General features: G+C 39.6%; 20 protein-coding genes. 11 read left to right on the plus strand and 9 right to left on the minus strand.

Annotated elements, in window-relative coordinates:
- The first annotated feature begins 3 nt into the window (after positions 1–3).
- From PP2015_RS10395 to PP2015_RS10410, 4 genes are all read left to right on the plus strand, one after another.
- A complete protein-coding gene (locus PP2015_RS10395; RefSeq protein ID WP_058030214.1) occupies positions 4–588 on the plus strand; it encodes a DUF1190 domain-containing protein in 585 nt (194 codons plus the stop codon).
- A gap of 26 nt (positions 589–614) precedes the next feature.
- Positions 615–1784 (plus strand): glutathionylspermidine synthase family protein, encoded by a 1170-nt coding sequence (locus PP2015_RS10400; protein ID WP_058030215.1) that lies wholly within the window; start codon positions 615–617, stop codon positions 1782–1784.
- Positions 1785–1868: 84 nt separating this feature from the next.
- On the plus strand, positions 1869–2783 hold the full coding sequence (ygfZ, locus tag PP2015_RS10405; protein ID WP_058030216.1) for a CAF17-like 4Fe-4S cluster assembly/insertion protein YgfZ: 915 nt from the start codon (positions 1869–1871) through the stop codon (positions 2781–2783).
- 12 nt (positions 2784–2795) lie between these two features.
- Entirely contained in the window at positions 2796–3281 is a 486-nt protein-coding gene (locus PP2015_RS10410; RefSeq protein ID WP_058030217.1) for an FKBP-type peptidyl-prolyl cis-trans isomerase, read from the plus strand.
- A gap of 85 nt (positions 3282–3366) precedes the next feature.
- Here PP2015_RS10410 and PP2015_RS10415 read toward each other — a convergent pair whose 3' ends face one another.
- Genes PP2015_RS10415 through PP2015_RS10425 form a run of 3 tightly spaced genes read right to left on the minus strand, consistent with a single transcriptional unit; the run spans position 3367 to position 5142 of the window.
- Positions 3367–3900: a hypothetical protein gene (locus tag PP2015_RS10415; RefSeq protein ID WP_058030218.1), complete on the minus strand. Its 534-nt coding sequence runs from the start codon at positions 3898–3900 to the stop codon at positions 3367–3369.
- A gap of 12 nt (positions 3901–3912) precedes the next feature.
- Positions 3913–4803 carry a DUF481 domain-containing protein gene (locus tag PP2015_RS10420; protein WP_058030219.1) on the minus strand — a complete coding sequence of 297 codons (891 nt, stop codon included), beginning with the start codon at positions 4801–4803 and terminating at the stop codon, positions 3913–3915.
- Positions 4804–4812: 9 nt separating this feature from the next.
- The gene (locus tag PP2015_RS10425) at positions 4813–5142 is read right to left on the minus strand and encodes a DUF440 family protein (RefSeq protein WP_058030220.1); all 330 of its coding nucleotides are present in this window, start codon (positions 5140–5142) and stop codon (positions 4813–4815) included.
- A 145-nt stretch (positions 5143–5287) separates the two neighbouring features.
- On the opposite strand from PP2015_RS10425, the gene PP2015_RS10430 reads away from it, so the two are divergent.
- The 4 genes from PP2015_RS10430 to PP2015_RS10445 all read left to right on the plus strand — a co-directional run bounded on the left by PP2015_RS10430 (position 5288) and on the right by PP2015_RS10445 (position 8153).
- Positions 5288–6079 (plus strand): crotonase/enoyl-CoA hydratase family protein, encoded by a 792-nt coding sequence (locus PP2015_RS10430; RefSeq protein ID WP_058030221.1) that lies wholly within the window; start codon positions 5288–5290, stop codon positions 6077–6079.
- Between the two features lie 44 nt (positions 6080–6123).
- Positions 6124–6501, plus strand: coding sequence for a CidA/LrgA family protein (locus tag PP2015_RS10435; RefSeq protein WP_227009240.1), 378 nt, complete (start codon positions 6124–6126; stop codon positions 6499–6501).
- The gene (locus PP2015_RS10440; RefSeq protein ID WP_058030222.1) at positions 6495–7202 is read left to right on the plus strand and encodes an LrgB family protein; all 708 of its coding nucleotides are present in this window, start codon (positions 6495–6497) and stop codon (positions 7200–7202) included. Before PP2015_RS10435 ends, PP2015_RS10440 begins: the two co-directional genes overlap by 7 nt.
- A gap of 123 nt (positions 7203–7325) precedes the next feature.
- Positions 7326–8153, plus strand: coding sequence for a mechanosensitive ion channel family protein (locus tag PP2015_RS10445; RefSeq protein WP_058030223.1), 828 nt, complete (start codon positions 7326–7328; stop codon positions 8151–8153).
- A 98-nt stretch (positions 8154–8251) separates the two neighbouring features.
- Here PP2015_RS10445 and PP2015_RS21885 read toward each other — a convergent pair whose 3' ends face one another.
- The 4 genes from PP2015_RS21885 to cysS form a co-directional block, all read right to left on the minus strand.
- Entirely contained in the window at positions 8252–8407 is a 156-nt protein-coding gene (locus PP2015_RS21885; RefSeq protein ID WP_157599083.1) for a hypothetical protein, read from the minus strand.
- Positions 8408–8429: 22 nt separating this feature from the next.
- Positions 8430–8945 carry a hypothetical protein gene (locus PP2015_RS10450; protein WP_058030224.1) on the minus strand — a complete coding sequence of 172 codons (516 nt, stop codon included), beginning with the start codon at positions 8943–8945 and terminating at the stop codon, positions 8430–8432.
- Positions 8942–9244: a helix-turn-helix domain-containing protein gene (locus PP2015_RS10455; protein WP_058030225.1), complete on the minus strand. Its 303-nt coding sequence runs from the start codon at positions 9242–9244 to the stop codon at positions 8942–8944. Before PP2015_RS10455 ends, PP2015_RS10450 begins: the two co-directional genes overlap by 4 nt.
- 265 nt (positions 9245–9509) lie before the next feature.
- Positions 9510–10889 carry a cysteine--tRNA ligase gene (cysS, locus tag PP2015_RS10460; RefSeq protein ID WP_058030226.1) on the minus strand — a complete coding sequence of 460 codons (1380 nt, stop codon included), beginning with the start codon at positions 10887–10889 and terminating at the stop codon, positions 9510–9512.
- Positions 10890–11072: 183 nt separating this feature from the next.
- On the opposite strand from cysS, the gene PP2015_RS10465 reads away from it, so the two are divergent.
- Both PP2015_RS10465 and PP2015_RS10470 read left to right on the plus strand, forming a co-directional pair.
- Positions 11073–11564 (plus strand): peptidylprolyl isomerase, encoded by a 492-nt coding sequence (locus PP2015_RS10465; RefSeq protein ID WP_058030227.1) that lies wholly within the window; start codon positions 11073–11075, stop codon positions 11562–11564.
- Between the two features lie 88 nt (positions 11565–11652).
- Entirely contained in the window at positions 11653–12396 is a 744-nt protein-coding gene (locus PP2015_RS10470; RefSeq protein WP_058030229.1) for a UDP-2,3-diacylglucosamine diphosphatase, read from the plus strand.
- A 58-nt stretch (positions 12397–12454) separates the two neighbouring features.
- On the opposite strand, the gene PP2015_RS10475 is transcribed toward PP2015_RS10470, so the two are convergent.
- Together PP2015_RS10475 and miaE are read right to left on the minus strand one after the other, a co-directional pair.
- Entirely contained in the window at positions 12455–12976 is a 522-nt protein-coding gene (locus tag PP2015_RS10475) for a YdcF family protein (RefSeq protein ID WP_058030230.1), read from the minus strand.
- Between the two features lie 30 nt (positions 12977–13006).
- Positions 13007–13765, minus strand: a complete 759-nt coding sequence (gene miaE / locus PP2015_RS10480) for a tRNA isopentenyl-2-thiomethyl-A-37 hydroxylase MiaE (RefSeq protein ID WP_058030232.1) — start codon at positions 13763–13765, stop codon at positions 13007–13009.
- 231 nt (positions 13766–13996) lie between these two features.
- Here miaE and PP2015_RS10485 point away from each other — a divergent pair, with 231 nt between their 5' ends.
- Complete coding sequence (locus PP2015_RS10485) at positions 13997–14596, plus strand: Yip1 family protein (protein WP_058030234.1); 600 nt, start codon at positions 13997–13999, stop codon at positions 14594–14596.
- Positions 14597–14627: the final 31 nt, after the last annotated feature.

The raw sequence follows: 14627 nt of genomic DNA on the forward strand, positions 1-14627 counted from the left end.
CTGATGAAACGTAGCAAACACATTAAACTGACTTTACTCATGGGCGCCACAGGCTCATTAGCCGGCTGTGGTGATAGTGAAGAGTCTGCTTTATTATTCCAAGATACGATGGAATGTAACTCTTTTGGTATTGAATTAGAAACATGCCAAGCTGAGTATCAACAAGCACTTGAACAACATTTAAATGAAGCACCGCGTTACGCCACCGAGCAATTGTGTGAAGGTGATTTTGGTTTCGATAGATGCGAGTCAAATGGCGGTATTTGGCAGCCTTTAATGGCAGGCTTCATGATTGGCTTAGTCGCTGAAGCCGTTGATGAAGGACTCGATGCACTAAAGAAAAAACGCAAACATAAGCGTGCCATGTTAGGCGGCAAATACTATTCAGGTGCCAAACCTTTATACCGTAGCCGTGACGATTTCTTCAGCTATCGTAATTCTAACAATGACTATGTGGCAAGTGCGAGCAGCAGTGGCTCTACACTCGTCAAATCAAGTAAAGTGAACTACAAGGCAAAACGAAAGCCAGTTACCCGTAAACGTGGTGGCTTTGGCCGTAGTGCTTCAAGAAGTAGCTGGGGAGGTTAAGCGAAAGCTTAACCTCTAGTCTCACTATGTTCAGAAGATCATCCCCGCCTCGCCCACATTGGCAGCAGCTCGCCAAAGAAACCGGCTTTAACTTTCATACCATGCATGGTGAAACTTATTGGGATGAAAGTGTTTATTACCAATTTACTCTAAAACAAATAGAGCAAGACATAGAAGACCCGAGTGTCGAACTCAATCAAATGCTCTTAGAGTTGGTTTCTAAAGTCTGTGACGATGATGAGCTCATGCAGTTATTTGCCATCCCCGAACAGCAGTGGGATTTAATTCGTCGTTCTTGGTTTAGACGGGATCCGCATTTATACGGCCGCTTTGATTTTAGTTACAACGGCAATGGACCTGCCAAATTACTCGAGGCAAATTTTGATACACCTACATCATTATTTGAAGCTGGCTATTTTCAATGGCGTTGGCTTGAAGATATGGTCGATGCTGGGCAACTGCCAAGGCAAAGCGACCAGTTTAATGCCTTACAAGAAGCATTGATAAAACATTTTCGACAACTACATCGATTTCATCGTGCTCAACGTTTATATTTCTCTTGCTGTAAAGACACCGAAGAAGACTTAGGTACAGTCGAATACATGCGCAGCTGTGCAATGGAAGCAGGTTTAAAAACAGGCTTTTGTTTTGTCGAGGATATTGGCCTCAATGTCGCCAATCAACTAACCGACTTGAACAATAACCCCATAAGTTGGATGTTTAAACTTTACCCTTGGGAGTTTATGTTTACCGATGAGTTTGCACCTGCTTTGTCGAATTTAAAGATGCAATGGTTAGAGCCAGCTTGGAAAGCAATCATTTCAAATAAGGCGATTTTACCTTTACTTTGGCAAATGTTCGAAGGCCACCCAAACCTGTTACCTGCTTATTTTTCGAAAGATAGACACAAACTCGATACGGCCGCTGGTATCGTGAAGAAGCCACTGTTTTCTCGTGAAGGGGCAAATATAGAAATCACCAAAGCAGGTAAAACACTTGCGAGCTCTGGGGGCGACTATGGTGATGAAGGTTTTATTTATCAAGCCTTTCATGCTTTACCAAACTTTGATGGCAACTACCCTTTAGTTGGCAGTTGGATGATAAAAGATGAAGCTGTGGCTATGAGTATTCGAGAGGATAGCTCTTTAATCACACAAGATCTGAGTCGCTTTGTACCGCATATAATCTTGGGCTAATTTGCAGCTTTTAAGTTAAAGTCATTTAAGCGTATTCTCAAATGCGCTACCATTAACATAAATCATTTCATAGGGATAAATACTATGTCGCACACACGTGCTTTTCCTTTGAACCAACATCTCATTTCAGTTTCAGGCCAAGACCAACTTAACTATTTGCATGGCCAACTGACACAAGATTTGAACTTAATTAACGAACAGCAATTTTTATGGGCTGGCCATTGCTCACCTAAGGGCAAGCTTTGGGGGGCATTTAAGCTATTTAAGCATCAATCAAAGTTTTATTTATTAGGCAGCCCTGCTGAATGTGAAGCTTCAGCGAGAGAATTAAAAAAATATGGTGTTTTCGCAAAAGTAGAAATCGAACTTCACCAAAGTCCAAAACTTTTCGGTCTTTTAACTAGCGACTTTTCTGCAACCTGTGCACAGTTTGAGATCTCATTCTCGGAAGAACAAAATAGTTGTGCGTTTGCTGGCGGCGTAGCTCTGAAACTCGATGAATCTCGTTTGGTCGTTTTACTAAATGATGATGCAGAATTACCAAACAATATTATCTATGAAAATGATGCTACCGAGTTTGAAGAAGCAGCCATTTTGGCCGGTGAGCCTGCACTAAACAGTGACTACATCGAAGAATTTGTGCCACAAATGATCAATCTTCAAGCAATCGGTGGAATTAGCTTTAAAAAAGGCTGTTATACGGGTCAAGAAACCGTTGCACGTATGCGCTATTTAGGTAAAAACAAACGCGCTATGTATATAGTACAAGGCGATGCATCGCAACCTGTTGAAGACACTGATTTAGAAATTCAGCTTGAAGACAACTGGCGTCGCGCTGGCAAAATCATTTGCCAAGTGTTCAATGCCAACGCAAACACCTACTCAGCGTTGGCTGTATTACCAAATGATACACAATCAGATGCTACACTTAGGTTAAAACTATCTCCAGAGCAGTTGGTTTCAATCCAACCTCTCCCTTATTCTCTTGAAGATCAATAATTGGATCCTATTATGAAAATCACTAAAGACGCCGTTGTAAAAATGCACTTCTCTGTTATGGATGATGAGCAAAATACCATAGATAACACTTATGACGGTGAGCCACTTGAGATTATCTCAGGCCATGGTTACTTAGTACCTGGCCTAGAAGCAGCTATTGCAGACAAAAAAGCGGGTGATACTTTCTCTGTAACAATTGAGCCAGAGCAAGGCTATGGTGAGCGTCACGATAACTTAACGCAGGTCGTTGAGAAATCAATGTTTGAAGGTATGGATATTGATGTTGGCATGCAGTTCAGAGCAACCACAGACGAAGGTGAGCACACTGTGATCATCATTGGCATTGAAGGTGATGAAGTGGTGATCGATGGCAATCACCCGCTATCTGGTTTAACGCTGACTTTTGACGTTGAAATTGTTGATGTGCGTGAAGCAACGGCAGAAGAACTTGAGCATGGTCATGTTCATGCAGAAGGCGGCTGTGGTCACGACCACTAATGCAACTGTAAGCTATAAGCAAAAAATAGCGCCAATGTTATGTTCGGCGCTATTTTTTTATTTAGACTAAATGAGCTAACTATGTCTAACTAAAATCAAATGGGTCTTTGCGCTTTTTAATTGGCTCATGTTCCTCGTCGTCTTCATCAATGTCAGCTTGTTCAGGGGTATTAATTACCTCAGGAACATGCTTGAGTGCTTCAGGAAAACTTGCAAGCAAGGTTTCTTGGTCATTTGTACCAATTCGATATTTAGTGCCATCCTTTAGTTGAATTTCGATCGCAGAGAAACCAGCAGCGGCATAAACCCAACCATCATGGCTAATGCGCATTCCGACACCATGCCGTAAAGAATTACGAACCGCTCTCACAGACTCTATATCATTAAAACTTAGTGTTTTCTTGCCAACACCAGGCCCAAACCAAAAACTAACTGAATGCCTGGTTGAGTTCACTTCTACAGTCAGACCGTAAAAAGCAATGGCAACCAAAGCGAGTAATACAGCAAATCCAATAATACCTGCATTAAACCCTATTAATTGAGCTGCAACGGCTAAAAAACTACTGATCCACAATAAGATTGCCCAAATCACCCAAGCAAATTGCGTATTTTTATACATAAACTCTCTTTATTAATCTTTAATCGTTACTGGCGTTGGACTCGAAAAATCTTGCAGTCCACCACTAAAGCTGTAAATCAATGTAGCACTGACTTCGCTGTCTTTTTTTAATTTATCTTCTTCTGGCATAGAGTTATATCGATAGGTATATGCTACTTTAAAACCAATGCCACCAAGTACCTGTGTCACCAATGCTGTTTCGCTCAAAACTCGGGTATTTAAGCCTGATAATGAGCGCTCGATACTCACATCTTGATTAAAACGCGTACGAGGTGAAACTTTCCTTTCCCATTGTAATGCTAATCGAAGTAATTGACCTTGTTGAACGCGCTCTTCATTTTCTAAGATTTCAATTTCGTCATCAGTTTTGCTAATCGAGAAACCTGGACCAATATCAAAATCGACAGTATTTTTTCTTCCTTCAAATAGTCGCGTGCCATATCCCAAAGCAAAAGTCGCAGTATATTCCTTACCATTAAATTCATCATCTTCATAATCACCGTATAAGAATAGTGACTGATTATCTTGACCAATTTTATAGTTGCCTTGCATAGACACAAAGTAGCGCTCAGCTGAAACAGTTTCAGCTCCACTTTCAGCATCCGTATCTTCACGGTATAGACCATCGAATTTAAAGTGGTTTCGCCAATGTGTGAAATCCTGATATAAATTGCCCTTTAACTTAAACGCAGTATTTTCAGCATTGCCTTTATTTATGATTAAACCAAATTCCGTATCGCCATATAAAAACTCTCCCTTATGTAGTTCGTGTATTTCTTCATCTGATAGCTCTCCGTATTCATGAAAATCTTCAAATGGGTCTACTGCATAAGTAGGGTTGCTGAAAGTAGTAAAGCAGAAACCAGCTATGAGTGCCGGTATTTTTATTTTTTTTATTAACATGCTTATCTATTAAATGTTTTCTTCGGCTTCTTGCTTCCATAACACATGACAGAACGGCGCATCCAAGTCGCGACTGATAAGAATTTTAGCTAGCACTTCATCATCATCTTCGTACTCAATACCCACTAAAACTTGTACAAAATCTTCAAGATCACTTTCAAGCGATACAAATTCTTGCCAGCTGTTGTCAGGTTCACTGTCTTCGATAAAGCCAAACTCTTCATGGTGCTGGTTAAATTCAGCTATATCTAACTCAGATAAATTTTGTGGTGCTAACTCTTGAAAAATTGCATAAGCTTGATGGGTTGCTTCTTCAATACTACAAAGACGTGCAGGCATAGAAAGTCTCACTAAAAAATATTGTTGCTATCATACAAAACCGTCAATTACTTGGCTATGGTCTTGAGTCGAATTGATGAATTTACATGGCAAACAAAGCCATATAGAGTGTTAACCCTAAACCTATAATAAAAACAGGCTTACTATGGTTTCTCTTGAAATACTAAATGATATTGCTTACGTCACCCTGAACCGTCCTGATAAACAAAACGCATTAAGTGTTGAAATGTTTATCCAACTTGATCAGTGCATAAAAAAAATAAAAAAACGTCGTGAAGTTCGAGCTGTTGTAATTCGTGGAGATGGGGAGCATTTTTGTTCTGGGCTAGATGTGAAATCTGTTATGGCTAAACCGCTGAATATCATTAAGTTACTTTTTAAATGGTTGCCTGGAAACGCTAACCTTGTGCAAAGAGTCGTACTTGGCTGGCACACTATTCCAGTACCTGTTATCTCACTTATGCAGGGCAATAGCTTCGGCGGGGGTCTTCATATTGCGCTAGGTGCAGACATACGCATAGCCAAAGACAATACAAAATTAGCCATTATGGAATCACGATGGGGACTTTGTCCAGATATGGGCAGCGCACCTTTGCTACTTGGCTTAACACAATACGATAAAGCCTTACTACTGAGTAGCCAAGGAGATCCGATTAATGCTGAGCAAGCTTGTGAACTTGGATTGATCACTGAAGTCTCTGAAAACCCTGAAAAGCGTTGTAATGAGATCATTAAGCAACTCAAAACTCGCTCTCCAGATGCGCTTGCTGCTATTAAACGACTGAATCAAGCTAGCTTTCATTTCAATCGCAGAAGTATTCTAGCTAAAGAAACTTGGTCTCAGATAAAATTATTATTGAGTAAAAATACTCGGATTTCTATGCATAATGCAACTAAGGAAGTACCAAAACCATTTAAAATAAGAAGAAAATGGTAAGAAGGTCGCATCGACATACTTGCACACTTTTTTATACTTGAACAATGAATAATATAAAAATACATCTTTTAGCTTGGTTAAAATTCAACGCCAGTTTAATGCTGCTTATTGGTTGTTTATATCTCACCAAGTTTATAACAACTTACTTTCAAATTACTTTTCCTAGTGCACTTCTTGCGATGCTGGTTATGTTTATCTTATTAATTACTGGTATAGTTAAAGAGTCATGGCTAGCACCAGCTTGCCAACCTATCTTGAAATATATGGCACTATTTTTTATACCTGCTGGTGTTGGGTTAGTTGAACATCTAAGTATCTTTGCTACTCATTGGTCATTATTGTTACTGATACTACTACTGCTGCCGTTAATAGGGCTTATCTTGATTTCATTCATTGCTAGCCCAAGAGGCAAGCAATGCTAAGTGACTTGTTTATAACTATTTATGTCTGTGCACTCATTACAGGGCTATTTTTAATTGCAAGAAAGCTGAATAGTAAATTTCATTCTCCTCTACTAAATCCGCTATTGCTTTGTATTGTGATGCTGAGTGCAATACTGATTTTTGCCGATATTAATTATAAAGACTTTTCAAAAAACAGTTACCCCATCCATTTCTTCTTGGAAGTTGCTGTTGTCGCACTCGCCTACCCGCTCTATCAGCAAATCCATGAAATTAAGCGCAGTTTGGGCTTGCTACTATTGAGTGGCTTTATAGGCGTAACCAGTGCCACATTGGTTGCTTTTGTACTATGCAAAATCTTTTCTGCGCCTGATGAATTATTAAATTCTTTACTTGCTCTCTCTGTTACAACTCCGATCACGCTCATTATCACAGATGGATTAAACGGGATCCCGGCTATCGCCGCCTTCATGGTAATACTCATAGGCATGTTTGGTGCAGTATTTGGTTTGTCATTATTTGACTTATTGAACATAAAAGATCAAAAAGCAAAAGGTCTAGCCTTGGGTGTTGTCTGCCACGGTATTGGCACTGCCGCTGCTATTGAACACAATACTCAAGCTGGCGCTTTTGCATCTGCTTCTATGATTGTAAGTGCGTTTATTACCGCTATTTGGGTACCTATACTATACACAATATTGATTCAGTTGAGTGTTGGGTGATTCTGAAAGCGTGCTTTAGGCAAGGAAACAAGCAAGAGTATTATAAAACAATGGGTTAATGTATTTCTTATGCTACCCTCTGAGTAACTCAATTATTTATTTTGAAACAATTAGGTATTTTCCGTGATCCAGCAAGAAATAGCACAAGTTGAACGTTATTACACAGTTATTAAAGACTATTTAGTCAATTATAGTATGCAAGTCGCTGCTGCTATCTTAATACTCATCATTGGATTGTGGGTATCTAAAAAAATCTCTAAAACAGTCGAGCGTTTATTACTTAAACATAATATTGATATTGCTTTGACCAACTTTATAGCCAATGTCGTGAAAGTTTTACTGATTGTGATGTTTGTGGTCATTGCCCTTGGAAAATTAGGTATTAGCATTACCCCGTTTGTTGCTGCGATAGGTGCAGCCTCACTCGGTGCGGGCTTGGCTTTGCAGGGTATGCTTTCAAACTATGGGTCGGGCCTTGCGATTATTGCTACTCGCCCATTTGTTGTCGGTGATACGATTTCTGTAAAAGGTGAATCTGGTCAGGTTAAAATGATAGAACTGGGTCATACCATTTTAATCAATGAAGAAAACGTCGAGATCACCATCCCAAACAAGCACATCGTTGGCGAAGTGCTGCATAACTCATTTAATAATTCATTGGTAAAGGGCGAAATAGGTATTGCTTATAGCGCTGACAGCGATAGAGCCATTAACGTCATCAAAAACATTCTCGCATCTCATGACAAAGTGGCGAGCGAGCCGCACGCTAAAATTGGCATAGAGCGCTTCGATGATAGCGCGGTGATTATTAGTTATCGGTATTGGGCACCTACAACCGAACTAATCGATACTAAACTCGATATTAACCAACAAATCTATGCCCAAATTAAAGCTGCTGATGTTGAAATTCCGTTCCCGCAACGTGTGGTGACCTTAAAGAATGAAGATTAGATTAATCATCTTTTTGATATTTAATAGAAAGACATAAAAAAGCCGTTCGAATTGAACGGCTTTTTTATATTTTCTTTAAGAAACACTTAAGTTAAGGCTTAATAGGTTACAGGTGCAATTGGATCAGTTGAAGGGAGTTCAACTTTTTCTTGTTCTGCTTTTTGTTCCCTAGTTGGAAGCTTAGGACCATTTGCCCCACCACCTGTTGAACCACCACCTCTTACAAACTTAAGGTTTTGCTTTTGCAATTCCATTTTGTATTCTCCAAATCATTAACTAAACACTTTCTTGATTTAATTCTTTCTTCTTAGATACTTTAAAGCCATACGACAGGTAAATAAGTGAAGACAAGATAATCATAAATTTTTGCAAATTATCTCTTACATAAAGCTTATAATATGCATTATCAAACCAATATTTCCAGTACATGTAAACTTCTACTAAAGTAATGAAATTACTAACGATACAAATAACACTTACAGCAACCAAAATAGCTTCCTGAGGCGTATAACGGTGTTGATCATAAGCCTCAGAGAAAAATTTAATATATCCAAATTTTAAAGCCCAGTATCTTCTTCCAAATACGAAAACTAAAAATAATCCTGACATTGCCATTGACCATGCATAAAACCCTATCGGTTTAGTCATTGCCCAATTTAAAGAAAGTAAGCAAACAATTGAAGACAATAAACAACAAACAACCATATACCTTGCGTTTATGTCTTTCCAAGCAAGACATAATGTAATTGCACATGATATTGGTATTAATAAATCTAAAAAATGAAAACTCATTCTTTCACCTCTTCAACATCTTCACTATTCTTATTTTCTTTGACATTTCTCTTACCGAAAACATCAAAGTATGAGACAGGATCGCGACCGCTGATCAACAGTATGTCTATAAATTTGCTGAGAGGGATTTCGTTTTTGCCGCTTTCCCAATTTGAAATGGTTGATTGGTCGCACTCAGATATCATACGCTTAGCAAGCTCAGCTTGACTTAAGCCTAGTTCTTGCCTGATTTGGCGAATAAATCGCTGTGCTTCAACCTTGAAGCTAAAAGTCTTCCTTTTGCGCTCGGTTGCTTTCATTATTTCCTTTCCAAGAAAAGCTATATCCTTAGCTTTTTTAATAAAACAGTTTTACTAAGTTGAGTCATACATGACTAAAAATTAACAGCATAATAACAGAGCCGTTTCATAAGTGAAACACTCTTTTTGGTTCTTCATTAGGCATAGTAAGCAAGATTTGTGATGTTAAGCAAAAAGCCCGTTCGACTTAACTCAGAGATAAACATAAAAAAGGCCCGATTGTATAATATCGGGCCTCTGTATTAATTTTTAACTTAAAGCTTATTTATGCTTTGCGCCAAGTCGTTTTTCCAGCACTGTCTTCAAGTACCACACCCATCGCCGTTAACGCATCACGCGCTGCATCCGCAGCGGCCCAATCTTTATTCGCACGCGCTGTTAAACGCTGCTCAATTAACGCTTCAATCTTAGCAACTTCGTCGTCGTCTTGGTCGCCTTGTAAGAATTGCTCTGGCTGTTGCTGCGCAATACCTAATACTTCAGCTAACTTCACAAGAATAAACGCGTGCTCGCCCGCCGCTTTTGCATCCTTTTCTTTTAGCAAGTTCACTTCTTTTGCTAACTCAAAGATAACTGGCAGCGCTTCTGGTGTATTGAAGTCATCGTTCATCGCTGTTTCAAAACGCTTGGCAAACTCTGTTTGCTTATAATCAACTTCAACGAGCTCTACACCACGTAACGCTGTATAAATACGCTCAAGAGAAGAACGTGCTTGATCTAGGTTTTCTTGTGAGTAGTTAAGCTGGCTACGATAGTGACCGTTAATTAAAAAGTAACGTACAGTTTCGCGGTCGTATTGCTTTAAAACTTCACGAACAGTAAAGAAGTTACCCAACGATTTAGACATCTTCTCTTTATTTACTTGCACCATACCTGTATGGATCCAAGTATTCACGTAGTTACCGTTATTCGCGCAGCATGACTGGGCAATTTCATTCTCATGGTGCGGAAACTGTAAGTCTGAACCACCACCATGAATATCGAAGTGCTCACCTAAATGTTTTTGGCTCATTGCACTACATTCGATGTGCCAACCAGGACGACCTTCGCCCCAAGGTGATGACCAAGAAGGCTCACCTGCTTTGGCTTTCTTCCAAAGTACAAAATCTAGTGGATCATCTTTGCCTTCAGCGACTTCAACTCTTGCTCCCGCTTGTAGCATATCTAAATCTTGCTGAGACAATTGACCGTATTGTTTAAATGTTGATACATCAAATAATACGTCGCCGTTTTGTGCAACGTAGGCGTGTTTCTTCTCAACAAGGCGTTCGATCATGTCGATGATTTCATTCATATGACCCGTTACCGTCGGCTCAATATCAGCTGGTAGCATGTTCAATGCTTCGAAGTCTTCGTGCATTGCTTTAGTCATACGAACCGTTAGGTCGTTAATCTCTTCATTGTTTTCAGCTGCACGTTTAATAATCTTGTCGTCTACATCGGTGATATTACGTACATATGTAACATCAAAGCCTAAATAGCGAAGATAGCGATTCATCACATCAAACGAAACATAAGTACGCGCGTGACCAACGTGGCAGAAATCATAAATGGTGATACCACACACATACATGTCGACTTTGCCTTCGACGAGAGGTTTAAACGGCGCTTTTTCACGAGTAAGTGTGTTGTATATCTGCAACATTGAGTCTGTTTCCTAATCCAATAATAGACATAAGCCGCAATCATAACACTTGAATTCGCCCTGCTCTATACCCGATTGCAGCTATTTCCCGATAAATACACCATTAACACAAAGCTTTAACCGATTTATATTCTGCTATAAAATACATTCCTTTAATAAACACATATCGAATAGGTAACCACAATGGTTGTACTTCAAACAAACTTTGGTGAAATCAAAGTAAACCTTTTTGCAGAAGAAGCGCCTGCAACAGTTGAAAACTTTTTAAACTACGCAAAGTCAGGCTTTTATGACGGCACTATCTTCCACCGTGTAATCGACGGTTTCATGGTTCAAGGTGGTGGTTTCGCTCAAGGTATGGAACAAAAATCTGTTCAAGCACCAATTCAAAATGAAGCAAACAATGGCCTGAGCAACAAAACGGGTACACTTGCTATGGCACGTACACCCGATCCTCACTCTGCGACAGCTCAGTTCTTCATCAACGTAAACGATAATGACTTCTTAAACTTCTCTAGCGAAACATCGCAGGGTTGGGGTTACTGTGTATTCGGTGAAGTCGTAGAAGGCATGGACATCGTAAACAAGATCAAATCTGTTGCTACAGGTTCTGCTGGCTTCCACCAAGACGTTCCACTTGAAGATGTGATCATCGAGAAAGTGACTGTTGCTTAAATCTTAATGTTAAGCGACTAAGGCTAGGTGCGCACCTAGCCTTGCCTTTTTCATTACTCTCTATTCATTTTCTTTCTAGGCTTTTTGAATGGCATCTCGCAAAACCTACTTTATCTCTGACTTACATTTAACCGAAGACCGTCCTGACATCACCAATGCATTCAAGCTATTTCTTGAAACACATATGACTAATGACGTCGACGCCTTGTATATTCTTGGAGATTTTTTTGAAGTATGGATCGGCGATGATGGTCATACAACACTGACCGACGAAGTTGCCTCGCTGTTGAAATCTGTATCAGATAAAGGCATTTCGGTCTTTTTTATCCATGGAAATCGAGATTTTTTACTTGGGGATAAATATGCTAATCAAGCAGGCATGACGTTACTACCTGAACAAAAAGTCATTGATTTATACGGTACACCCACAGTCATTCTGCACGGCGACGAAATGTGCACCCAAGATGTTGCCTATCAAAAGTTCCGTAAGAAGAGTCGCGGCTGGTGGTGGCCAAAACTGATGCTCGCCATGCCACTCAGTTATAGAAGAAAAGTCGCTAAACAAGCGCGCCAAAAAAGTATTGAAAGCCAAAAAGGCAAGCCATTAGATATTCTAGATGTCACCGCTGACGCAGTATTAGATATGTTTGCAAAGCACAATGTAAAACACATGATCCATGGTCATACACACAGACCAAATGTACACACAATTGAAAAAGACGGAGACACTTTAACCAGAACGGTACTCGGTGATTGGTATTCGCAAAGCTCTTATTTAGTGGTCACTGAAAATGACCAAACGTTACACCAAGGAAAACCATTTACCGGATAATTTACTAGTAAAAGATTGAATATAGCAACCGAGCTTGGTTTCCTCTAAATGCCCTAATTTATTGAGCTTTTGTTCCAATATCGGCCAACAGCATATCTATATTTTCAGCTTCTCTTTGTAACGCCCTTATTTCATGTGCTAATAACTTTTCTAGTTCATGCTCACAAACAGGCGTTGGCGCTTCGACACATTTAAGTAAAAGTTCAGGACAAAGGCGATTAAAGATGTACTTTGCTCTTTTCATATGAAAACTCGAAGTGATCAGTACAATTTCAGAAATAGCAGCCTGTTTTAAGGTTGGCTGTGTCAGTAAAGCATCTTCTAGCGTAAAACGGCTTTCGGCGATGGGCAAAAATTGAGTATGGGGAACACCCAACACTTTTAAATAAGCTTTTACGTAATCTGCATGAGCATGTTCAGTCACATTGAAATGCGCACCAAACCCACCGGTACAAAGGATCTTTAACTCTGGATAGTTTAGATGGTATTCGAAAGTTGTCTGACATCGTGATTTAACAATTTCAGACAACTCCCCTTGGGCATTATTTGGTCCGCCCAGTAAAACAATCGCTTTTGACATTTAATCCCTTTAATCTGTCTTTTAAATTTTCTAAGCTAGCGTCGGCGCACCTGAATGGAACTTAAAGTCTTCATCTGGAGAGGCTATTAATTCAGCTTCTACTTCACCAAAAAATGCGACTCGCTCAGAGATGTCTTTACCTGCAATTTCTTCTGCCAGTGTCAGGTAGTCCTGATAATGACGCGCTTCAGAGCGCAGTAACGACACGTAAAAATCACCTAGTTTCTTGTCTACATGTGGGGCTAGTTTTGCAAATCGTTCACAAGAGCGGGCTTCGATATAAGCGCCACAAATCAACTTATCGATGAGTTTTTCTGGCTCATACGTGCGAACATGTTTAAGCAGTCCACTTGCGTAACGACTTGATGCACAATATTCGTATTCAACACCACAGTCATGCATGATCTCTAATACTTGATAAAAGTGATGTAACTCTTCTTTAATAAGCAAGACCATTTTATCAATCAAATCTTGGCCATAAGCGGTCTGTGCTTTAGGCACCATTGATTTATTCAACTTATTGCAATCTGCTAGCTCTTCCCAGCTACCAATCTTGCGATAAGTAAAATCTTCATAAGGCTTAAGCCACTCTAAGAGCGCCGTGCCACTGTCTTTATCTACTGCGTATTTACGAATTAAATACATGGCAGATTGCGCTGCTTTTAGCTCGCAGACCATATGGTCAATTAAAATGACTGGTAGGTTTTTAGGGTCTTTTGCTGCTTCAATCCAACTAGTTGGGGTTTCGCATTGCAAGAATTGATTTATTGGCTCTAAAAGCTTATCCAAGGCTGACTCTCAAAGTGAATCTAATAAAAATTAGCGCGAATTGTATCATAAAACTGGCTCAGGCTAATGCATTGGATCAAAGGAAGATTATTGCGTTCAAAGAATTCAAAACTTTTCAATTAGACGAAAGTTTAACCATTTCTTGACAAAGAAATGCTTCTTACGCATAAATAACTATGAAAGATGTATAAAAAACACACACCCTTTGCCAAATTCTGATAAGGAGGCCTTATGATTTTAAATCATTTATGGGGCTTGTACGCTCATCCACTCGAAGAGTGGCAAACCATAGATAATCGTCATGAGAGCATGAAGTATAGTTTATCTCATATCGCACTTATCGCATTAATCCCAAGTATTATGGGATACATTTCTTCTGTACACATTGGTTGGCGCATCGGCACATCTGACGTCGCATTTCTAACACATGAAAGTGCCCTATTGATCGGTGTCGCTATGTATTTTGCACTGATTATGGGGGTATTTGCTCTAGCCTATTTAGCACATTGGATGGCGGTTACATTCGGAGCTAAGCCAACGTATACACAAACTTTAGAACTTGCAGCTTATACAGCAACACCATTATTTATGTCAGCTATTTCTGCTGTTTTTCCTGAGTTGTGGTTTGTAGTGACTGTCGGTATGGCCGCACTGGCTTACTCTGTTTACTTACTTTATACTGGTGTGCCTATTTTAATGCACATCCCTGAGGAACGAGGCTTTATCTATGCCAGCTCTGTAGTGACTTGTGGATTGGTCTTAATTGTAATTATTATGGCTGGAACGGCTATTTTATGGACTAATGGCATAATTAGCCCTACCTTTAGTTAGGGTGCTCTGTTGAGTCCCTAAATTTTTGCTT

The organism is Pseudoalteromonas phenolica (assembly GCF_001444405.1).
GTDB classification, from domain to species: Bacteria; Pseudomonadota; Gammaproteobacteria; order Enterobacterales; family Alteromonadaceae; genus Pseudoalteromonas; species Pseudoalteromonas phenolica.